We start from the raw sequence: 21,755 nt of genomic DNA on the forward strand, positions 1-21,755 counted from the left end.
CGTAAATCAAGCTTAAGATTATTGAAAATATTGTTAAAAAGGGAAATATAATGAAAAATTCACTGAGAGTTGCTTTGTTTGGTATTACGTCCCTGGCGTCGACACAAGTGTTTGCAGATGTTTGGTTTGCACCGCGTGTAGAGTATAGTTTTACTCAGTATCAACAGTCTCTGGCCACTCAGTCTAGCGACGATATAGAAAATGGAAACTCATCTTCTAGCGGTGCCGACACTGTCGTTGACTTAAACTTAATTACGATTGGTGGTGGAGCAACCTTTGGCATCGATGCGTTTTATGTTGATATCGATGTAAAGACAACCCAGGATTCTGAATTACACGGATTTTATAATGACCAATATCAAGTGAATGATATTGATCTAAAAGACAATGGCGGCGTTGACCGAAGTGAAGTGAGCTTAACAACGGGTTTTGGTTTTGAGCACTTTTCACTTTTTGGTGGGGTAAAAATCACTTCTACAGAATTCCAACATGACATTTATTATGATTACCAAAATCCAGAAGATTCAACGCAAGATTACCCAGCATTTTTGATTAGCACCGAAAGTGGCAATAAACCATTAGTAACAAATACAACGTTTGACTCAACCGGTATCTTTGGCGGTATTTCAGTGCAATTTACGTTTGGCGAAAGCGGAGCATTAGCATTAAGTGCCGCTTACTCTAAGATTATTGATGCTGATTTAATAGACGATTGGCACAACGAAAGTTCTCAATATAATCTAAATGGTACAGGACAAGGTTTGTCCGCCAATGCAAAATTATCCTATGGTTGGTTATATGCTAAAGCAGAATACGCGAAATATGACTACACAGGTTATGAGCCACAAGATGAGAGCACAGCCGAATTTAATGATGATGTAACCGAAGAGTTTCTTCGTTTAGGTGGCGGTATTTCTATACTGTTTTAACCAATTAATGTATTTTGATTTATAGAAAAACCAGTAGCTTAGGCTACTGGTTTTTTTGTCGCTATCGCAAAAATCTAACGTATTTGCAAAGTGCTATAAGGCCTGTTTCTATTTAGATTAATTCCAATTAAAGCAAAGAATTGTTATAAGTAACTTTGCTCCGTATTTAATCGACAACATAATGAAAGTTGTGTTTCTATAGGAAAATTAAATTGTTAGAAGTCGCTATCATTTTTATCGGATTTGCATTTTTTATTTCTATGTTTTTGAACATAAAACATGTAAATAACTTGGTAAATGGCAAACTAATTTACACCTTAATTATCATCAGTTTTGTTAGTGGTTCATCTATTTTGTATTTTGATATCATAATGACAAAAAGTGAGATAGCGCGTACGACCCATCAATTGGCGAATATCAATTACTTAGCAACTAGCCTTACGCCAAGTAAAAAGGTTGTCGAACATTCCAAAATAACTAAACCAGAAAAGCCTCCGAATAAAACAAATACGCATTTTACAGCCGAGAGTAGGGGCACAACTAATAGTGTTCAAACTATGCTTCATTTAAACCCAGGGCGTACTTCAACATTTAATGTCCCGGTTGGCAAAGCCGTGAATATACATAACGTCTCCTGCGACGTTGACTTAAAATACCAAAGCGCACATTTTCAAGTTAAACGGGGTGAAGGCATTATTTTGGATACAGCGGAACACAAGATCGAACCGTTGAAACTGAGTATTATTGAAACAAGACCGATTGATACTGACAAACCCCGTGGTTCACCAGGGCAAAAAATAAGTTCGGATAATAGACCGATAAATAAGCCGTTTACCAATAATGGGCTTTCAGGTAATCAACGTTCTGTTTTATACGGCCGACCGAGTTGTACGGCAGCTATATCGTTAATTTAATATTTCGCAGTTCTTTGCTTTAATGAATCAAGGATTACTGCTAGTTTTATAACTTCGAAAGAAAGAAAAATATTTAGAGTCGAATGGAAATAGAATTAAAATTTTTATTGCACGAAAACAAGATTGATCAGTTTAAAAAGTTGATTGAGAACGACATGTTTCGTGCAGTTCGTAAACCAACCTTAGTATTAAGTAACGCCTATTTTGACACACCGGACAATGACCTAAGAGCCTTTGATATGGGACTTAGAACTCGTTGTAGTGAAGATAAAAACGGCCAAGGTTGGAGTGAACAAACGGTCAAACTGGCGGGTAAAGATATTGGCGGTTTACACCAGCGACCTGAACATAATGTTCGGCTAAGTGATGTTCCCCAGACAAAATGTTTTGCTGATCTTACTCAGTTTGATCCAACCATTTGGCCAGCCAATTTCGAAACAGAAAAGCTCCAACGAAAACTCATCAAGCAATTTGAAACCGTATTTAGCCGAAACATTTGGCACATCACTATGCCCAGCGGCACGCTTATAGAATGCGTTTTAGATGAAGGTTATGTTGAATCAGGTGAAAACAAAACGCCTATTTGTGAGATCGAACTTGAGCTTGTTAAAGGCAATGTCGCTGACATTTTCAATCTAGCGCAATTTTTGGTTGTTCACTTACCACTGCGGTTTGGCACCCTAAGTAAAGCCGCGCGCGGTTACATGTTAGTTAATGACAAAACGTTAGAAAGCTACAATTTGGAAGCGATTAATGTCGAACACGACGTGACTGTTGAGCACGGAATGATCCAAATGTTGAGCGAAGGATTAAAGTTTGTTCAGCATCATGAAATGGTCTTTGTTGAACAACATTCATTAAAGGCACTTCGTCGCACCATTGACGGTTTTTCGCAGTTAATTCATATTCTACAATTGTTCTCAAAAGTATTGCCGGTAGCAAGTGCAGAACAGTTAATTAAAGGGTTTAAACACTGTCGAAAAACTCTGAGCTGGGTTGATATCTTTTATCAATTCAAACAGCTCACTAACCGCCCTACACCGTACCGAAACAAGATTAAAGACAGTGAATCGCTAAGCGAATTATTACGACGCCAAATGACTCATGAAGAGCAAATGGCCGACGCGTCAGCTTTTTTCCAAAGTCCAGAATATAACTTGTTGATCCTTAATCTGATCAATTGGTTAACCCATAAACAGTGGCGAACGGAATTGTCGTTAAATCAAATATCAGAGCTAAACCAACCGATCAGAAGGATATCCGAACAATGGTTGGATAAAGCATGGAGCAAATTAAAGCCGCAGTTACTTGAATTAAAAGATGTTACTCAAAGCTCCTATATCGAAAAACTGTATTGGCCGCTTGCAACAGAGCTGTTAACTGGATTGTGTGTTGGCCGCTTGTATGACACCGAAGATTGGCATAGTTTTAGAAATCCTTTAGTTGATCTTTTGATCGGCTGTGAAGAACTTATGCTGTTAAATACATTGGAAAAACTCGTTGATGAAAATTTGGCGACACATCCGAAACTCGAAGTGCATAAAAGTTGGATCGCAAGCAAACAACAAAGTCTGTTAATTGCCGTTAGCGCATCGACTAAAAATTGTTGCAAACTTAAGCCTTATTGGTAATTTAATGAAAATAAACACATTGTACGATACTCAGTTAGCCGCTCAGAGACTGAGTGAATTTGAATCGCAGCATGAGCAAATAACAGCAGCATCAGAAATAATAAGAACCATCGGATATCTGTTTGCTCGCAGTGAGTTTATTTTTCAAACTTGTTTAAAATACCCCCAAGTTTGTTCGGAATTATCTGAACATTTAGCACATGGTAAATCTGTTGATATTCATTTCCCAACTGAATTATTAGCAGAACCAGATGAAAAGACATTTCAAAAGCACCTGCGAGTCTTCCGACACAAAACTATGGTGCTTATTGCCGCCGACGATTTTCTTGCATTGACGTCGATTAAAGAATCGATGTTATTGCTGTCTAAATTAGCAGATGAACTGTATGTCGTAAGCCGAACTTGGTCCATTGAGTCGCTTAAACCTCGATTTGGCCAAGCCTTGAATAAAGAACATGACGAGATAGCGTTAATTGCATTGGGAATGGGAAAGCTCGGTGGTTATGAACTTAATTTTTCCAGTGATATCGATTTGATCTTTTGTTACAGCGAAAAAGGCCAAACTCAAGGCGGAAGAAAGTCCGAAGATTTCCAAATTTACTTCACCAAACTGGCGCAGAAAATCATTCAATTGTTGGATGAAGTTACCGGGGATGGGCAGGTATTCCGAGTCGATATGCGATTGAGACCATTTGGAGAAAGTGGCCCATTGGTGTCGAGTTTTGATGCCATTGAGGATTATTATCAAAATCAAGGTCGAGAGTGGGAGCGATACGCATTACTCAAGGCAAGACCGCTCGGGCAGGTCGGCAGCATTTCAAACATAGAATCTTCTCAGCACCAAGTTTTAGTCAAAGTACTTAAACCTTTTGTTTTTCGACGCTACATTGATTTTAGTGTGATCGAATCGTTACGAACGATGAAAAAACAGATCCAAAACGAAGTTAAACGAAGACGAATTGTGCTCAATATTAAATTGGGCAGTGGCGGCATTAGAGAAATCGAATTTATCGTTCAAGCGATGCAAATGCTTAGGGGCGGTAAAGAACCGCAATTACAGCAAGCAAGTTTGCTAAAAACGTTACCTGAATTAGTTACCTTAAATGTATTTAGTGGCGCAGAAGGTAAAGCCCTTGCCGAAGATTATTTGTGGTTAAGGCAATGCGAGCAGTACCTCCAAGCGTTTGGCGACCAACAAACGCAAACCTTACCGACCGAACCTGAACTGCAAACTCGGCTTATCGAGTTATTTGGATTTACAGATTGGCAGTCGTTTCTTAATCACCTTGCTGAAATTAACAAACGTGTCAGTCAAATGTTTATCAGTGTAGTCGGTGAACCGGAACAAGCAGAAGATAAGTCAAATGACGCTAAGTTGGCCAAGTGGAATGATGTTTGGGAGCAAGACGAAAAGCCTGCTGTGATGGATGACTTTGATCATGCCGAGGTCGTTTGGAAACAAAAATCGGACTTAATCAAACAAGTCAGTGGCGCAAGGGGTCGTGAACGATTAGATCAATTAATGCCTCAATTACTGATGGAATGCGCTGAGCAAAAAGTAGGTAAGGTTGAGTTTACAGAGATTTTAGTTCTACTGAAAAAGATAGCGTCTCGAACAGCCTACCTTGAGTTATTGGTTGAAAACGCAGGGGCGTTGTCGCAACTTATCAAGTTGACGTCGTCATGTCAGTTTATTGGCCAGCAAATAAGTCGATTTCCACTGTTGTTGGATCAACTCATTGATCCGAAGCAGTTATACAAGATCCCTGATCTAACTAATTATAACGATGATCTACGTCGACAATTATTACGGGTAGAACCCGATGATTTAGAAATGCAAATGGAAGTGCTGAGACAGTTTAAGCTAACCAATCAATTGGTCATAGCAGCCTGTGACGTGACGGGAGTTGCAAGTTTGATGCAAGTCAGCGACCACTTGACCGAGATTGCTGAAGCCTGCTTAGAACAAGCGACGGGCATTGCATGGCAACAAATGATAAAACGCTTCGGCTATCCTGATGGCGCAACCGATGACCATAAAAACTTTGCTATTATTGGTTACGGAAAATTAGGGGGTTTTGAATTAGGTTACGGTTCAGACTTAGACATAGTCTTCATTCATGGTTGCCAGTCGTCAAAAGAAACCGACGGCAAAAAGGCAATCGATTCTCGTCAGTTCTACCTTAAGCTAGCGCAACGACTCCTCCATTTATTTACCACTCGCACGATGTCTGGTGAGTTGTATGAAGTTGATACGAGATTGCGTCCGTCAGGTGCATCAGGATTATTGGCGATTAATATAGAGACGTTTTATGAATATCAAACAACCGAAGCGTGGACGTGGGAACACCAAGCACTAGTGCGCAGCCGAATTGTGGCCGGAGATGATATTTTGGCAAAACGGTTTGATCAGATTCGACTCAGTATTTTGTCAACGTCACGAGAGAATGACGTTTTGACAAAACAAATTGCAGAGATGCGAACAAAAATGCATGACAATTTGTCGAAGGAAACAGAAGAGCTATTTGACTTAAAACAATCTAGAGGTGGGATCGCAGATATTGAGTTTATTTCTCAATACTTGGTTTTACAGTTTGCTGAGAAACATCCAGAATTGACCAAATATTCCGATAATATCCGAATTTTGAATTGTGCGTTAGAACTGAAATTGATTGAACAGACAGACTTCGATTCGTTGACTCAAGCTTATATCGAATTTAGGGAGCATTATCACAAAGCTTCTTTAAACAACGCCAAAAAGCTGTTGTCGGTGAAGGCACTACCAACTCACATCGGGCAGGTGAGAAAAACCTGGACACGCTTACTTGGTTAACTGAAGTTCATTTTTCCAAGTAATGATCCGTGCTGGTAAATCTTCGCTTTCTGCCAGAGTATCAAGTTGCGTAAAACTGCGAGCAATCGTCTTTTTATCCCCTATTGCTTTACTTACTTCTATCAGTCGCAAATAGGCTATTGCTTCACTTACTTTATCCTTCGATTCAACAAAGCTTCGGATAGACGTTAAATAAGTCCGTCTGGATTTAGTATATTGCTTGGCATTTTGGTAGGCCCTTGCCAAGTTAAATTCAGTGATCCCAATTTGCTGTCGGTTGGCATTTTCTTTCGCCCAAAAAATTGCTTTTTTTGAAGCTTCTATGGCAGCCGTTCGTTGATTTAATTGACCAGTGCAGTGACTCAGGTTGGTATAAAGCTCCACTTGAAAGCTGGGGTTATTATATTGGTAATAGTTCTTTTTGATGGTGAGAAGCAGTTGTTTGGTTTCTAAAAACTTTGTTTTCGACTCAGCCACTAATCCCGATTTTTTTAGACGATGTGCTTCAACTAAAATGATATTGGCATAATGGATTAAATAAATAGGGTTAGAAATAGTCGAGGTAAGTTGACTAAAAAGCCCCTTGGCTTTATCTAAATAATAGATACCTTTTTTTTCATTATTTTGCGCAAACTGAGTTTTCGCATGGTAAATACGAGTTAAAAATTGAAACTCTTTGCTCTTAATATTTTTGGAATCAACATACTTAGCCGTCGCCTCATGCAACCTTTGGGTGTAATTTAATTGAAATAGAGATTCAAATTCATAAATTTTTAAAACATACCAAAAGTCTTGGTGTTCCTTGGTCTTAATTAGTTCTGCAGGTAATCGATTTAAACATTCGACAAATTCTGACTGACAAACCGTCCTGATACTCACTTTTGGAGGTGTTTTTTTAGCGGCAATGGCTACTGGCATCGTAACGATTATCAGGATAATGAGGTAATAAAATGATATTAATAATTTCATAATAAACTGGCTAATAGTTTCGTTGCCTTGATGATAACAAGGAATTCGTTCAATTATTACCAATTGTTTGTTGTTTTTTCCCTCGATAGAAACAAACGGGTTAGAAAGCCTGCACTCTTCCATAGTTCTTAAATCCCGAATATTCGGATTAATATGCCGAAAAAAGGCCACTTCTTGGGTTTTTTCCACTGTAAATAGAAAAAATGTAAAAAAATATGCATTAAATAGTTGAAAATGTTTCCGCCAACCCCACTTAAGTTCCAAGCAAATTTATAACCCTATTTTAATTGATGTTTTGGAGTGTAATCCCATGGGTAGAATTATTGGTATTGATTTAGGTACAACTAACTCATGTGTAGCTGTATTAGACGGTGACAAGCCTCGCGTAATTGAAAACGCGGAAGGTGATCGTACAACCCCTTCTATTATCGCCTACACAGATGAAGGCGAAATTTTAGTTGGCCAACCGGCTAAACGCCAAGCGGTAACTAATCCAAATAATACATTATTCGCGATTAAGCGTTTAATTGGTCGTCGTTTCGAAGATAAAGAAGTTCAGCGTGACATCGACATTATGCCGTTCAAAATTGTTAAAGCTGACAATGGCGACGCATGGGTTGAAGTTAAAAACGAGAAAATGGCTGCGCCACAAATCTCTGCTGAAGTTTTGAAAAAAATGAAAAAGACGGCAGAAGACTATTTAGGCGAAACGGTATCAGAAGCTGTTATCACTGTACCTGCTTACTTCAATGACTCACAACGTCAAGCAACTAAAGACGCTGGTCGTATCGCTGGTCTAGACGTAAAACGTATTATCAACGAGCCAACAGCTGCTGCACTTGCTTACGGTGTTGGTAAAAAAGGCAGCGACAATGTTGTTGCAGTATACGACTTAGGTGGTGGTACGTTCGATATCTCAATCATCGAAATTGATGAAGTAGACGGCGAGCAAACGTTTGAAGTATTAGCAACAAACGGTGACACACACTTAGGTGGTGAAGACTTCGATAACCGTGTTATCAACTACTTAGTTGAAGAATTCAAAAAAGAGCAAGGCGTTAATCTTAAAAATGACCCGCTTGCTATGCAACGTGTTAAAGAAGCTGCTGAAAAAGCAAAAATTGAATTATCTTCAGCACAAAATACCGAAGTTAACTTACCTTATGTAACAGCGGATGCATCTGGTCCTAAGCACATGAACATTAAGATCACTCGTGCGAAGCTAGAGTCTCTAGTTGAAGACATGATCCAAGCGACGTTGGAACCATTACGAGTTGCACTTAAAGATGCAGACTTATCAGTAAGTGATGTTAATGACATTATCTTAGTTGGTGGTCAAACTCGTATGCCTAAAGTACAAGAGGCTGTTACTGAGTTCTTTGGTAAAGAACCTCGTAAAGATGTTAACCCTGATGAAGCCGTGGCAATTGGTGCAGCGATTCAAGGTGGTGTACTTTCTGGTGATGTTAAAGACGTATTGTTATTAGACGTAACGCCATTATCTCTAGGTATAGAGACTATGGGTGGTGTAATGACTCCGGTAATTGAGAAAAATACAACGATTCCTACTAAGCAATCACAAACATTCTCAACTGCCGATGATAACCAAGCTGCGGTTACGATTCACGTGTTACAAGGTGAGCGTAAACAAGCATCAGGTAATAAATCTTTAGGTCAATTTAACCTAGAAGGTATACGTCCGGCGCAACGTGGTACGCCTCAAATCGAAGTTACATTTGACGTTGATGCTGACGGTATCTTACATGTATCTGCGAAAGATAAAGATACTGGTAAAGAACAGAAGATCACTATCCAAGCAAACTCAGGTTTGTCGGATGATGAGATTGAAGCAATGGTTCGTGACGCAGAAGCAAACGCGGAAGAAGATAAGAAGTTTGCGGAACTAGCACAAGCGCGTAACCAAGCTGACGGTCTAGCACATGCAACTGAGAAACAAATCAGTGAAGCTGGTGATGACTTACCAGCTGAAGACAAAGAGACAATTGAAGCTGCGATTGAAGAGCTGAAGGTTGCATCTAAGTCTGGTACGGTTGAAGATATTGAAGCAAAATCTCAAGCGTTAATGGAAGCATCTCAAAAATTAGTTGAGCTTGCTCAAGCTAAAGCACAAGGCGGCCAACCTGGTCAAGCTGGCCCAGAAGCCGGTGCTGAGCAGTCAAATGCCCAGGACGACGATATCGTTGATGCTGAGTTTGAAGAAGTAAACGACGATAAAAAATAAGATGTAATCAGTCCTGTGTTAGCCGATGCTAACACAGGCTTTTTAGGTCATTAACATGGGCGTTTTTAAAACGCCCTGTTTTGTTTTTAAAATATAGGTTAAACGTAGTCATGTCTAAACGCGATTATTACGAAGTTCTGGGAGTAGCAAAAGACTCAACGGAACGTGAGATCAAAAAAGCGTATAAACGCTTGGCGATGAAGTATCACCCAGACCGTACTGCCGGTGACAAAGATCTTGAAATAAAATTCAAAGAAGTAAAAGAAGCATACGAAATATTGTCAGACGAAGACAAGCGTCACCAGTATGATAGTTATGGTCATGCGGCGTTTGAAAACGGACGTGGCGGTGGTCATGGTCATGGCGGCGGTGATTTCAGTGACGTATTTGGCGATGTGTTTGGTGATATATTTGGTGGCGGTGGTCGTCGTGGTGGCGGTGGTCACAGACAACAACGTGGCGCTGATTTACGTTACAACTTAGAAATGAGTTTAGAAGATGCCGTTCGTGGTAAAGAACTCGAAATCAAAGTGCCAACTTGGGTAACATGTAATCCATGTAGCGGAAGTGGTGCTAAAAAAGGTTCGTCTCCTAAAACCTGTAGTACTTGTCATGGTAATGGCCAAGTGCAAATGCGTCAGGGCTTTTTTGCTGTTCAGCAAACATGTCCAACGTGTAAAGGCCAAGGTCAAGTTATCTCAGATCCGTGTAACTCTTGTCATGGTCAAGGGCGAGTTGAAAAGACCAAAACCTTATCGGTTAAGATCCCAGCAGGCGTTGATACGGGCGACCGTATTCGTCTAAGTGGTGAAGGTGAAGCTGGATTAAACGGCGCACCAACGGGTGACTTGTTTGTTCAAGTACATGTTAAAGATCATCCAATTTTTGTTCGTGACGGTAATAACTTGTATTGCGAAGTGCCAATTGGCTTCAGTACAGCGGCACTTGGTGGCGAAATTGAAGTTCCGACATTAGACGGTCGCGCTAAGCTTAAAGTGCCTTCAGAAACGCAAACAGGTAAAATGTTCCGCTTACGAGGCAAAGGCGTTAAGTCTGTTCGCAGTGGTGCTATTGGTGACTTGATGTGTAAGGTTATGATCGAAACGCCGGTCAACTTAAACGAAAGCCAAAAAGAATTGTTGCAACAGTTTAATGAAAGCATGTCTGGTAAATCGTCAAAATACCGTCCAAAAGAGCAAAGCTTTTTTGATGGTGTGAAGAAGTTTTTTGATGACTTAACAAGTTAATCAGGCTTTTATAAATTCAAAAAAACCTCGTTTATCGAGGTTTTTTTATGCCTGTAATAAAGTGCTGATGTTCAATGTGATCTTAATGGATTGTCCCAACGTACATTAATTAACCCAACAGACAGGAATTTAATTATGTACGCATCAAATCAACCTAAATATGACAACGTATTAAAGCCAACGATTCTTTGTATTGCAGAGTCGTCGCACTATCTTGTAGGTGTAATTGACTCAGCGCATAACCTTTTACCGCTAGATCCCCAAGGTAAAGTTATATCATGCAGTTCATTAGTAGAAGCCAAAATGCTATTACGAAATAAAGGGATTTTGGTTGCGGATATTGAATATCAAACCGCATATGACGAAATGTGTGGTAATGCAGAACGTGCACCATGCCTTCACGTTGTACAGTTGTAATAAAAGGCCTAAGTCAATGACATCTAATACAACAATACCTAATAAAACAGCCTCAATAGAAACACTTTCAAATGTAAATGGCGTAGGGCATTGCCAATATAACGCGCCAAAAAACCAAGTGAGCCCAAAAGCATTACTCAACAGTAAATGGACTAAAGTGCACGTGACTAATAAAGAAAAGCATTTTTTGGTAACGTCAGTCACGTTTGACGAATGGCAAAATGTCGTCGAGTGTAAAATTGAGGCCGTGATTTCAAACAATGAGTACTTATTGGATTGGCGAGAACTAAAGCAAGCAGATAAGTGGCGACTGGGTTGGAATTAGTCTGTTTAGATTAGGCTCAGTTAAGTTCACTCTGTTCTCGAAGCATAAGCCTTAAATACACCAACTTGTTATAGTGATAAATGCAGTCACTCACCACTCAATTGATTTTCCCTGCCAATCTAAAAAACTCAATGTTCCATCTATTTCTGTATTCGCTAAAATAGTGAAAAGTTGCTGGGCGACGAATTTAGGGGTAAACAGTTTTCCCGCAGGCACATTAGCGTGAAATGGTTTGGATAACTCAGTGTCAGTTGTTCCAGGATGAAACGAAATGATTTTGATATTTTTGGCCCGCCTAGCCAGTTCAATCGCCGCATTTTTTAGCATCATGTTTAACGCTGCTTTGGATGCCCGGTAGCTATACCAACCACCAAGTTGATTATCGTTAATACTGCCGACCCGAGCACTAAATACAACCACTTTGCAATTATGGGCACCAGTCAATGTAGAGACTAATTGTTGAAGCCAAAGCAAAGGGGTTAGCGCGTTGACTGTGACGATTTGTTGGAACGAAGCTGTGTCTATATCCTCTAACCGCTTTTCTGGCTTTATCGTGTCGCTATGGAGTAATCCTTGGCAAATAAAGACTTGAGTAATGGGGAGATTTGAGACTTTTTGAATTTTTCTCACCGCTCGCTTTATTTCGTCAACATGGTAGTTATCAATCTCGATTTTGTGGATATGTGGGCCAGTTGTATTTTCGTAAATAGCTAAATCTCGACTCACTAATATGAGCCCTTTGTCAGACCTAGAAAGTACTTCAGCGGCAAGTGCTTTAGCGATGCCGCTATTTGCGCCAATGATTAGGCTTTGTTGCTTTTGCATTACAAGCTCCGTTTTGGCAAGTCTCTGTTTTGATGTTAAATAAATTTGCGAGTACTGCGGAAATGGGCTGTCGATATTTTGCGACAACAAGATAAACCCAGTGGCTTATTGGTTTAATTATTGGCCAGTTTAACGGTGCAACCCAAAAGCCCTTTCCTACAAGTGTCCATGCTCGATGGGTCACTTCAAGACCAAGTAATATCTTATCTTGATAGCGGCCATGCAATATCGCCATCGCCTTGGAGAACTCGATATCGGGGTAATGTTTAGCAAAATCCTGTTGGTGCAAGTCAACTAGGTTGATCACATCATGTGTGTCATGTTGTTTTAAATGCCGCATTTCCGATGAGCAAAGCGGGCACTGACCATCGTAAAATATTGTCATCATAAGGTATTGCCTCACTTGTCGGTGTTCTGTTTTACGCGAACTAAATTAGCTTAACTGTGTTTTTAGATTCTGGAGTTACTTCATTTTCAACAATCACATGCCATCAAGTGGAATTTGTTGAGTCATACTTTCTGGCTTGGCGTAGCTTAACCGGCTGAGTCTCCGGGTTTGGTGATAGCTGTCTAGACCAGAAATAGCAACAGTATCGATGGCTTCAATATCAATGTATCCGTCTTGTTTGATAACGGAGGTGTTACAAATAACGTTAGTTATTTTTCCGATAACAAACAAGGTGCCGTTTAATTCAATTGGAATAATTTGTTGAAGTTCTAGGCTGTATTTTAACTCACTTTCAGCAACAAACGGCGCCGAAACGCCTGCAATATAGAAAGGGCTTAGCCCGGTTTCACTAAATTCACTTTGGCTTTTGTCATATCGTGCAGACGTTTGATGTGCTTGTTGCCAAATCGAGCTATTGACTTGGTTTATAGTGTATTGGTTGGTTTGTTCAATATTTTCTAACGTATGTCGAGTGACCGTGTTTGGCCTAACGATAAAACCCATTAATGCTGGAGACGCGCCTAAATGTACCACCGAACTAATCATAGCTAGGTTGGTTTGCCCGGCGTTATCTATCGTACCGACTAAATTCGCGCTTTTATAACCAGACAAACTATTTATAAATTGCGCTCGTTGCCGTGTTGGCATTTCGCTTAATTGATTTTCATTAAAGTGGGTCATGTTGTTATGTTCGTTACCTAGTTCAAAAGTGCTGTCTTCTTACAGTATTACGCACTGGGCAAAAAATAGATCAAATTTGATCAATATGACATTGCAAAACAGTTACCAATTACGTGATAAAAGTTGCTTTGGTGACTCGAAATGAAGGTGGCACAAAGCTTAGAAGCTATTTACTTATTTAAGCGAGACAAATTATTTGGTAGGGCGTTTAAATATATTAACCAAAACCGTGGCAAAATCACCAATAGGCTTGAAGTATAAAGTTACGACCGATTGGTTTATTTTTTTATCTCTTACCCCAAATATTATTGGTTTTGAACATTCATGACTGCAGACTAATGAGTGTGTCATACGGTCCCAAATTGCCAATGTGGTACCAAAGTTTTTGTCTCGGTGGATGAAAGCGCGACTATGGTGAACTTGATGTTGAGCAGGGGAGATAAACCATTTTTCTATTGTTTTTGGCCAACTAAACCAAACATGTGAATGACGCAAATTAGCCCCCAAAACATTAAATGCAAAAATAAACATATTGGCTCCCAAAATGTCGATAACCCGCAATTGGTAGCTAAACAAATAAAATCCCAAGCCTAAAACAAGACCATTAACTAACAGCAGTCGTATGGCATAAAGTGCACTTTCCACCGGATGAATTCGATAAACCGTTACCGGTGTTAAAACCTGCGCACTATGGTGTACCTTATGAAATGCCCATAAAACGGGGATCTTATGTAAAGCTAAGTGAAGTAAAAATCGAGTAAGGTCGTCCATTAAAAAGAGCATAACGGTAAATAGCACCGCCACACCTGTTTTATTAGTGACTACAGCAGAGAGTTCACCAAAAATATTCTCCAGGCCAAACGAGACCCATATTGCAATTGGTGCAACAGCAAACAAAAATGGTGTGATAATAAGAGTTTTAATGACAATGTTAATTATAAAAATGACATAATCATGTACTGCAGAGCGGTGAAGCCAAATACGTTTGTCTAAGACATATTTTAAAAAGCTCGTGTTTTTTTTATGACGGCTACTGACGACAAAAACAATCGCCAAAGTGGCAATAATATAGCCCCAAAACAAACGTTTATTGGGGCTAGTTACGTGCGCTAGCAGGTTGTCGTTTAATAAAGCGAGCCCGTCATAAAAGGTCATAGTTTAAAATCAAAGTTGAAGTAACTTAAGTTTGTCATCTTATCAATTAAAACTGGTATTTATAACCAACAAAAAATTGTTGGGGTTTGCTTGGTCGTGCGCCAAATGGTCGACGTGATACTAAAGCGACGTTGTCTAATATATTGTCTATTTTAAGATAAAGTGTGTGCCCACCAGGCAATGAGTAATTGGCATTTATGTCCACTACTGTACTTGCATCGGTTGATAGTCCTGACAATGAAACATTGTCACCAGCCGCCTCTGGCATGTCACTCGTGTATTTTATAATTGCACTAAGCTGCCATGTTGTTGTCTCTAAACCGACATTAAGGGCAAATTGATTGTTTGGTAAGTAAGGGACCGGATCACCTTTTTCGATGTCGCCCCACATTTCAAATGTCGAATTAAAATCGGATTTAAACGCAGAATCGGTATAGGTGTATGTCACAGACCAAGGTAAATCTATAGTGTCGGTAATTATTACTCGACTACCCGAACTGAGCTCTAAACCAGACACTTCAACTTCACCGCCATTATATTCTTGGTCAAGAAGGGCTGTGTTTGTGCAAGACGCACTTATCGAAAAGGAGCAGCTTTCTTTCAAGTTTTCGAAGTCATTATAAAACAATACAGCTTCAAATTTTGTTTCCCCTTTTTGATAGCGACCACCTAATTCATAATTGACACTCTTTTCTGGCTCGATGCTAGCCGCTTGCTTTGGACTTGTTGGTACATAACCTTGATGTACTCCGGCAAAAATGCCTGTGTTGTTATTTAAGGTGTAAAACCCAGATAAACTATATAACCAAGTGGTTGAAGACTTTTCTAACCAGTCTTCGGTGGCGTCGACTTGCCGGTTTTGATATCGACTGTCAACCATTTCACCGCGAACACCGGCTGTTAGTTCTAGGTCATTTAACTTTAACGTATCTTCAAAGTAGACAGAAACCGCATTGCTTTTTTCATAATCGACAGTTGTAAATTCGGTCGTATCATCTATAGGCGTCATAATACCTTGAGTCATCTTAAAATTTTGTTCAAAGTGATCGCGGTCAATGCGGTCTTGATGAACACGTACGCCCGTTTTAATAACGTGTTCTATGTCAAAAATTGCCGTTGAATACGAAAGATCAGACTGCCAGCCCCGGGAATAATAACTGCGGTCGTTGGTGCCGACAATGAGCTGTTCGCTGACGGCAATCGAATCGCGTTCACCGGTCAGTATTTGATAAAAGTCTTCGTATTCCGCTGGATTAGCAATAATGTTTTGCAGCGTTGTGGTGTGATTAAACCCATTTACTTTTTGCCAAGCTCGGGTAAACGTATTGTTATAAAGGCGATTAACCCACATTATAGATTGGTTTGAGATTGAATAGGTCAACATTGACTGATTATGTTCCCAAACCATATTGCCAACCTGACTTACTGCGTAACGACGATAAGGCGTAGAGGCAAAGTCACCATCCGTTAAGCCCATGTAAGTTTCGTTACTGTCTTCATCCGACTGACTTAGTTTGAGTTCGATATAATGATCAACGTCTTCACCAAACAACGTGCCGGAGACTAGGTAATTTAATTTTGCTAAAACGTCGTTTTTGTTAAAACCACTATCTTCGTCATATAAGCTTTTTTCAGCAAAATCGATATCTTTAAAACCGTCTGCAGACAGCGAAAGACCCTCTAACATAAACCCTAATTGACCTGGACCTAAGTTGATTGAGTTGCCCCAATGGGCATGGATTTTCGAATACGCATTTGAGCCGTAGCTTAAATCAATGGCACCTTCAGATGACTCTGGGATAACCCGTGTCGTCATATTTAATGTGCCAGCAACCGTGTTAGGGCCATACTTAATTGCCGCAGGCCCTTTAAATACTTCGACCGATGTCATTAGATTTACGCTTGGAAAATAATAGGCTGCTGGTGCGGAGTAGGGCGCAGGGCCAATCAATATACCGTCTTCAAGAATATTGATCTTTTTACTGCGCTCAGGCGTCACGCCACGAAAACCTATGTTAGGGCGTAAACCGTAACCGTCTTCTTGACGAATATTAACCCCAGGCACTTGCGCTAAAATACGATGTATATCGTCGTATTCCATTTTGTCGAGTGCCAGTTCATCAATCAAGGTCGCTGAACCTGCTTCAGTTCTTAGCTTGTCGGTGCGCCCCAATATTTGCATATGTTCAGTCGCCATTTTTGACTGCTGCTTCTTAACTTCATCGGCAATTATTTGCTGCTTAACCTTTGTATTGTTAACGTCATCAGTTGTGATGTCTTGGTTTGCTATGGCTGGAGTGTGCCCGACTATTGCCGCGCTAATAATCAGGGTATTTAAAATACGGGTCGTCATTAGTCAGCGTCTCCGGCAGATGTAATTGGCAGTTCTAATGCGAGATAAGTAATAAACAAGGATTTAAGATTATCTGTGACTTTTTTGACCGCAACATAAATGGCTTGAATTTTTTCTGGGTTAGTTGTCACAGCATCATTCATATTGCCATTTATCGCTGTAGGGGGTTGGTCAGAGACCTGAGTGTCAGCCGCTTCATTAAACTGTTCGATTAACGTTATTGCTGCGTCTATGTCGTTTGTCATAGTTGTAGCTAACTCGTCACCATCTACTTCGCGTAGAAAGTCATCAAAACCGATATCTTCAGGTGCATCACTGCCACCGACAAATAACATCCTAAACGCCACTAAATTATTACGAATGTTGGCTAAACCATAATCCGCAATATTTGACTCGACATCAGCAACACATGCCATATTTCCACAACTATTATCAGCCAATCCAATGGGAGCACCGAGTTTGCTGTCTTTGGTTATGCTGTCGATATAAAACATAGCGTCAGTAAGTGCGTTTATTGCTTTATGTGGTGAGGCAAAACTGCTATCAGATTGACCGGCGCTTAACAATTGTGATTGAAAACCGTTCGTTTCGTCAGTCCAGTTTGTATGCAGTAATGTTGCATTTTGGTTAAGGTCATTAGCGACTGCCGTTGCAAACTCACAACGTGCTTTAATTCGTTCTTCTGCTGGACGTTCATTCCAACCTGTGGGTGCCAAACTGTCCTTTGAACATGCATGAGCTAAAGAGTCGTTAAATAACAAATACTCAATAGTTGTTAAGCCTTTACGATTGCTTGTACGACGACTTATATCATAATCTTCGCCGTTAAATTGGCCAACTTCATTGTGACCAACATCTTGATCTACCGCGCAATAATTGACTAGCGGCCATGAATATATAACATTTCTTAAATTGTAATCATTTTCAATGAGAGGGCCTACTTGCATAACTTCAATTTTTTGCCAAGTATCCATAGTGTTGCGCCAACTATTCTGGGCGATAGCTAATTCTTCAACTGCCTGTGCTGAGGCAGAATTTGATGCATCAACCGAGCTACAGTAGTCGTTAATATCTGAAGTTAAGGTTGTTGTATCTTGTTTAAATTGTTCTATGGAAGGTAAAAATACTTTTGTCGTAAGTCCATTTATTAATGCCAGTTGGTCAAACTCTGTTTCCACTTCTGGGGCGCTTTGTCCATCTTTAAAGTCCGCTCCCTGTTCGCTCGTTAACGAATCACTGCATGCTGCTGAAACCAATAAAGTAAGACTGAGCGTGATTGATTTAATGTGAGGAACTGACAAAAAATGTCGTGAAAAATTCATCTAACCTTGTACCTTTTGTTGTCAAATTTAAAATACAAAAGGCTGACACATTGGCCAGCCTATCGCTTTTACTGATAAAACTTAAAAAACTACCAGTTTGTAACGTTTTCCGCATCAAAAGCATAAGCTGTTGCGAGTATGCCTTGAGCTTGCAACAAATCGGCTTTGTAGCTGTCTACATTGTCACTGACTAATTCAGGAGCATCGCCAATAAGTTGATTAACTTGTTCATGCTGCGTTGGTGTTAATGGCGAGAACGGACTGAACTGCAAACTGATTGCAAAACCTTTTAGTTCTGACCAGTGCTTAGCCAAATCACTATAAGAAAATGAGTCTGTTGCAAATGCCGCATAATCGCCAAGTGTATCGTTTATGTAATGCACTACTGTTGCTGCGATGGCTTTTTCCCATGCTGCAACGGCAATGTCACGTTGGGCAATTAAATCAGCCATTTGTTGATCAGTTAGTTCAGTACCGGCGGTATCAGCAAGAAGTTTTCTGCCTATTAGGAAGGCGTTCATAGCATCTGAGGTAAAGTCGGTTGGCGCTGCATTAGTCACAGTACCACGGTCACGTTTTGCAGCATTAGCCGCATGGCCAAAAATATACTCAGAATTGAAATCAATCTCGTCATCACCATTTGTATCGTGCATGCCTTGATAATCGTCACGACCACCTTTTATGGAAATTTCGTCATCTGAATATTCCAAATAGTCACGTGCCGCACCAAAGTAGCCAAACCCTTCGTCAAACTGATGCTCTAAAGCACTGTAACTGCTACCAGCTTCAACAACGTGAGTTGACAACAAACCTTTACCATCAATGTTATTGTCTAAGTAATCATCAGTACCTTGTGAAAAGTTAACTGCACCAAGCAATATTTTTTGGATAAGCTGTTTGTAGTCTAAGCCATCGTCACTTAAATAAACTTTTGTAATGGTATCGCCAAAGGCGTCTGTACGAGCATTGCCATTGAAAAATTCTTCTTCTGCATTGTCTGCAATTAGATTAAACAGGCGAATAATTTCTTGTTCTGGCGTACGGGTTCCTTTGTCGCCAAATGCAACAAATTCTGTACTCCAATCTTTATGCTGACCAGTTGCGTCATTACCCGCAATTTTACCGCTTAAATCTTTTAAAGAAGAAGAAACGTCGGCTAAAATAGTTTGAACGGCACCTGGCGTCGTCGCAACGGTGAGTGGGTTTTGGCTTGTTTCCAATACATATTCGTCCGAAGTCATTTTGTAAAACGACATCAATTTAGCAATAACTTCGTCACGTGTGGTTAATACATTGTTATTTAGGTCAGTTGTTAGCTGGCTGTCGATGTAATTATTAAGTTCAAGGATCAATAGCTGACGAGCTACTTGGCCGGTATAAGAAACTCGTTCACCAAAGTCATATCTGTCTAAAACATCGTTCACATCAATAGTGAGGTCACTTGAAAACGAGTTTCCTTCGCTGTCTGTTGTTGTGACATTAACCGTTACTGTACTTTCAACTTCGTAATTTAATGCGATGTCAGAGGCAAGTGACAACTGATCGCCAGAAATTTCAAAACGGGCGTCATCAAGGGTGAAGGTATGCGTGTCGTTAGAATCAGAATCAACCGCCGTTAACTGGCCTATGCGTGCGCCAACTTCGTTTTCGTCAACTGAACTTGTTGCTAAATTTATACCGGTAGGTGCTGAGTTTTTATCATCGTCTGATGAACATGCAGTAATCGCCAAGGTATTAGCCAAAATAGCGAGTGTTACTAAAGATTTTTTCAACATCTGAGTTGCTTCCAATTTTATCGTAATGAGAATCGTTATCAATCCGAACAGGTTAATCAAAAACTTAATGAGAATCAATCTCATTATCTAGATTGGGGCATTTATTTTTTTATATGTTGAAACTAAATTGTTATTTTCTTCTGCTTTTGCGGAGGGGGATTGTTAATTAAGTTTAAAAAGTGGAGTTTTGATGTCATGAGAAATTGTAATAACGGCAAATGTAAAACGGCAGGCACAGTTTAGCTGTAACATCCATTTAGTTCCGACTAACGAAAGAATTTAATTTGATGCAAACCTAAATAAAAATAAAATAAATCTGGCTCAAAAAAATGTAATGTTATATTATATCAATCCTGTTAAATAATAAGGTTTAGTGAAATGAGAGACATCGCTGGTGCATGGTTATCTTTTTTGTGTGTATTACACTGCATTTTGCCTGTGATCTTGTTATCTGGTGGCGTTAGTTTAGGTCTAAATTTTGTTGCTGAAGAAATGCATGAAACCTGGCTACATACTGTTCTGCTATTACCTGTAATTGTTATCTTAGCTGTGAGTATTCCTAGAGCTTACCGTACTCATAAAAACCCGCAACCGGCTATGGTTGGTGTGGTTGGGATCTTAACCTTGATTTTTGGTGTCACTATTGGTGAGCATGTTGAAACTTGGTTTACGGTTGTAGGTAGTATTTTAGTAATATCTTCTCATTTACTTAACCGTCAAAGTTTGAAACGTACTTCAATATCAATGGCACAATTAGCCCAATAAAAAATGTTTAGTGCATGAAGTGAAAACGCACTAAGTAAAAGTTTTATTTCGTACAACATTGACCTAGATATCACGTTTTTTAAGCTTTAATTAAAAAACTAATACGTCGTCCTTTATTTCCGGTAATACACTTAGTTCGGCATAAATTTTACTTTGCCATTTCAAACTTATCTCTTTTAATGTGCCATCTTGTTTTATCGATAAATAAGCGTTACGCCATTGGTTGAAAATTTCCGGATCCGATGACGCAGACATGACGATATAAACAGATGAGGTATTAAGCAGGTAGGTTGGCTTAACTATTTCAATGCCCTGGTCAATCGCCTGCAGGTTGGACAATATGCCTAGAGGTTCGTGAATAATAACGGGAACTCGGCCGCGCAATAACATTTGCAAATTTTGCGCATGGTGCGTGACAGACTGTAAGTTACTAAAGCCTTTTTCAATCAACCACTCTTCTCTTATATCCCCTCTGACAACACCAATAGCATCTAGTTGTCGAAGTGAATTGATGTCTGAAATTTCTATTTGAGTGTCGGGCAAGCTATATACCTGCCAAGCCTTTTTCATGACTTTCCCGATCCATAAATATTGGTTCTGGCGAGATTTTGTTTTTGAAATACTGAACATTACGACGTTTTTGTCACTTTGCAGAATACTTAAACTGCGGGCTTCAGGTACAAATTCAATGGCAACAGCGTGTTGGTTTTCAGTCAGTAGATTAGATTGCGATTGTATGTTCAATTGCATAGCGTTGATGATATCTGTGACATAGCCATCGGCTTGACCAGACGAATTTAAATAGTTCGCAGGGGCTTCTTCAACGGTAATGATACGGACTCGTTGCACGGCAACAGAGCTTGATGCCCAAAGCGTAAGCGTCGCAAAAAAAAGGATGAGTTTCATAACATTTCCCCAAGCCAC

Annotated in this window: 18 protein-coding genes; 9 read left to right on the forward strand and 9 right to left on the reverse strand. The window is 39.9% G+C overall.

Annotated elements, in window-relative coordinates; all coding sequences use genetic code 11:
- The first annotated feature begins 50 nt into the window (after positions 1-50).
- The 4 genes from Q4575_RS07540 to glnE all read left to right on the forward strand — a co-directional run bounded on the left by Q4575_RS07540 (position 51) and on the right by glnE (position 6,307).
- A complete protein-coding gene (locus tag Q4575_RS07540; protein ID WP_303522046.1) occupies positions 51-929 on the forward strand; it encodes a hypothetical protein in 879 nt (292 codons plus the stop codon).
- Positions 930-1,141: 212 nt separating this feature from the next.
- Positions 1,142-1,843, forward strand: a complete 702-nt coding sequence (locus tag Q4575_RS07545; protein ID WP_303522048.1) for a hypothetical protein — start codon at positions 1,142-1,144, stop codon at positions 1,841-1,843.
- An 83-nt stretch (positions 1,844-1,926) separates the two neighbouring features.
- Positions 1,927-3,474, forward strand: coding sequence for an inorganic triphosphatase (locus Q4575_RS07550; protein WP_303522050.1), 1,548 nt, complete (start codon positions 1,927-1,929; stop codon positions 3,472-3,474).
- A gap of 4 nt (positions 3,475-3,478) precedes the next feature.
- On the forward strand, positions 3,479-6,307 hold the full coding sequence (gene glnE, locus Q4575_RS07555; protein WP_303522052.1) for a bifunctional [glutamate--ammonia ligase]-adenylyl-L-tyrosine phosphorylase/[glutamate--ammonia-ligase] adenylyltransferase: 2,829 nt from the start codon (positions 3,479-3,481) through the stop codon (positions 6,305-6,307).
- Here glnE and Q4575_RS07560 read toward each other — a convergent pair.
- A complete protein-coding gene (locus Q4575_RS07560) occupies positions 6,296-7,276 on the reverse strand; it encodes a hypothetical protein (RefSeq protein WP_303522054.1) in 981 nt (326 codons plus the stop codon). The genes glnE and Q4575_RS07560 overlap by 12 nt on opposite strands.
- Positions 7,277-7,586: 310 nt before the next feature.
- Between Q4575_RS07560 and dnaK the strand changes: the two genes are divergently transcribed.
- The 4 genes from dnaK to Q4575_RS07580 all read left to right on the forward strand — a co-directional run bounded on the left by dnaK (position 7,587) and on the right by Q4575_RS07580 (position 11,507).
- Positions 7,587-9,518, forward strand: a complete 1,932-nt coding sequence (gene dnaK, locus Q4575_RS07565; RefSeq protein ID WP_215963494.1) for a molecular chaperone DnaK — start codon at positions 7,587-7,589, stop codon at positions 9,516-9,518.
- Between the two features lie 110 nt (positions 9,519-9,628).
- Positions 9,629-10,765, forward strand: a complete 1,137-nt coding sequence (gene dnaJ / locus Q4575_RS07570) for a molecular chaperone DnaJ (RefSeq protein ID WP_303522056.1) — start codon at positions 9,629-9,631, stop codon at positions 10,763-10,765.
- Between the two features lie 135 nt (positions 10,766-10,900).
- Positions 10,901-11,182, forward strand: coding sequence for a DUF6482 family protein (locus Q4575_RS07575; protein ID WP_303522058.1), 282 nt, complete (start codon positions 10,901-10,903; stop codon positions 11,180-11,182).
- 55 nt (positions 11,183-11,237) lie between these two features.
- On the forward strand, positions 11,238-11,507 hold the full coding sequence (locus Q4575_RS07580) for a TIGR02450 family Trp-rich protein (RefSeq protein ID WP_303522204.1): 270 nt from the start codon (positions 11,238-11,240) through the stop codon (positions 11,505-11,507).
- 90 nt (positions 11,508-11,597) lie between these two features.
- Here the strand turns inward: Q4575_RS07580 and Q4575_RS07585 are convergent, their stop codons facing one another.
- The 7 genes from Q4575_RS07585 to Q4575_RS07615 all read right to left on the reverse strand — a co-directional run bounded on the left by Q4575_RS07585 (position 11,598) and on the right by Q4575_RS07615 (position 20,066).
- Complete coding sequence (locus Q4575_RS07585; protein ID WP_303522060.1) at positions 11,598-12,332, reverse strand: SDR family NAD(P)-dependent oxidoreductase; 735 nt, start codon at positions 12,330-12,332, stop codon at positions 11,598-11,600.
- Positions 12,295-12,720 (reverse strand): thiol-disulfide oxidoreductase DCC family protein, encoded by a 426-nt coding sequence (locus Q4575_RS07590; protein WP_303522062.1) that lies wholly within the window; start codon positions 12,718-12,720, stop codon positions 12,295-12,297. The genes Q4575_RS07585 and Q4575_RS07590 overlap by 38 nt, the downstream gene beginning before the upstream one ends.
- A 93-nt stretch (positions 12,721-12,813) precedes the next feature.
- Positions 12,814-13,461: a flavin reductase family protein gene (locus Q4575_RS07595; protein WP_303522063.1), complete on the reverse strand. Its 648-nt coding sequence runs from the start codon at positions 13,459-13,461 to the stop codon at positions 12,814-12,816.
- A 192-nt stretch (positions 13,462-13,653) separates the two neighbouring features.
- On the reverse strand, positions 13,654-14,616 hold the full coding sequence (locus tag Q4575_RS07600; RefSeq protein WP_303522064.1) for a sterol desaturase family protein: 963 nt from the start codon (positions 14,614-14,616) through the stop codon (positions 13,654-13,656).
- A gap of 46 nt (positions 14,617-14,662) precedes the next feature.
- Positions 14,663-16,969, reverse strand: a complete 2,307-nt coding sequence (locus tag Q4575_RS07605) for a TonB-dependent receptor (RefSeq protein ID WP_303522066.1) — start codon at positions 16,967-16,969, stop codon at positions 14,663-14,665.
- Positions 16,969-18,291, reverse strand: coding sequence for an imelysin family protein (locus tag Q4575_RS07610; protein WP_303522069.1), 1,323 nt, complete (start codon positions 18,289-18,291; stop codon positions 16,969-16,971). Before Q4575_RS07610 ends, Q4575_RS07605 begins: the two co-directional genes overlap by 1 nt.
- An 89-nt stretch (positions 18,292-18,380) precedes the next feature.
- Positions 18,381-20,066: a DUF4856 domain-containing protein gene (locus Q4575_RS07615; protein WP_303522072.1), complete on the reverse strand. Its 1,686-nt coding sequence runs from the start codon at positions 20,064-20,066 to the stop codon at positions 18,381-18,383.
- A gap of 378 nt (positions 20,067-20,444) precedes the next feature.
- Between Q4575_RS07615 and Q4575_RS07620 the strand changes: the two genes are divergently transcribed.
- A complete protein-coding gene (locus Q4575_RS07620; protein WP_215963505.1) occupies positions 20,445-20,831 on the forward strand; it encodes a MerC domain-containing protein in 387 nt (128 codons plus the stop codon).
- A 90-nt stretch (positions 20,832-20,921) separates the two neighbouring features.
- On the opposite strand, the gene Q4575_RS07625 is transcribed toward Q4575_RS07620, so the two are convergent.
- Positions 20,922-21,737: an ABC transporter substrate-binding protein gene (locus Q4575_RS07625; RefSeq protein WP_303522074.1), complete on the reverse strand. Its 816-nt coding sequence runs from the start codon at positions 21,735-21,737 to the stop codon at positions 20,922-20,924.
- Positions 21,738-21,755 lie beyond the last annotated feature (18 nt).

Source organism: Psychrosphaera sp. 1_MG-2023, from assembly GCF_030548245.1.
In the GTDB taxonomy this organism is placed as follows: Bacteria; Pseudomonadota; Gammaproteobacteria; order Enterobacterales; family Alteromonadaceae; genus Psychrosphaera; species Psychrosphaera algicola.

Coding starts and splice junctions, on each gene's coding strand:
- Q4575_RS07625 (WP_303522074.1), bottom strand. CDS start 21,737: ATGAAACTCATCCTTTTTTTTGCGACGCTTACGCTTTGGGCATCAAGC.
- Q4575_RS07585 (WP_303522060.1), bottom strand. CDS start 12,332: ATGCAAAAGCAACAAAGCCTAATCATTGGCGCAAATAGCGGCATCGCT.
- Q4575_RS07615 (WP_303522072.1), bottom strand. CDS start 20,066: ATGTTGAAAAAATCTTTAGTAACACTCGCTATTTTGGCTAATACCTTG.
- Q4575_RS07550 (WP_303522050.1), top strand. CDS start 1,927: ATGGAAATAGAATTAAAATTTTTATTGCACGAAAACAAGATTGATCAG.
- Q4575_RS07600 (WP_303522064.1), bottom strand. CDS start 14,616: ATGACCTTTTATGACGGGCTCGCTTTATTAAACGACAACCTGCTAGCG.
- Q4575_RS07540 (WP_303522046.1), top strand. CDS start 51: ATGAAAAATTCACTGAGAGTTGCTTTGTTTGGTATTACGTCCCTGGCG.
- glnE (WP_303522052.1), top strand. CDS start 3,479: ATGAAAATAAACACATTGTACGATACTCAGTTAGCCGCTCAGAGACTG.
- Q4575_RS07610 (WP_303522069.1), bottom strand. CDS start 18,291: ATGAATTTTTCACGACATTTTTTGTCAGTTCCTCACATTAAATCAATC.
- Q4575_RS07595 (WP_303522063.1), bottom strand. CDS start 13,461: ATGACCCACTTTAATGAAAATCAATTAAGCGAAATGCCAACACGGCAA.
- dnaK (WP_215963494.1), top strand. CDS start 7,587: ATGGGTAGAATTATTGGTATTGATTTAGGTACAACTAACTCATGTGTA.
- Q4575_RS07575 (WP_303522058.1), top strand. CDS start 10,901: ATGTACGCATCAAATCAACCTAAATATGACAACGTATTAAAGCCAACG.
- dnaJ (WP_303522056.1), top strand. CDS start 9,629: ATGTCTAAACGCGATTATTACGAAGTTCTGGGAGTAGCAAAAGACTCA.
- Q4575_RS07620 (WP_215963505.1), top strand. CDS start 20,445: ATGAGAGACATCGCTGGTGCATGGTTATCTTTTTTGTGTGTATTACAC.
- Q4575_RS07605 (WP_303522066.1), bottom strand. CDS start 16,969: ATGACGACCCGTATTTTAAATACCCTGATTATTAGCGCGGCAATAGTC.
- Q4575_RS07590 (WP_303522062.1), bottom strand. CDS start 12,720: ATGATGACAATATTTTACGATGGTCAGTGCCCGCTTTGCTCATCGGAA.
- Q4575_RS07560 (WP_303522054.1), bottom strand. CDS start 7,276: ATGAAATTATTAATATCATTTTATTACCTCATTATCCTGATAATCGTT.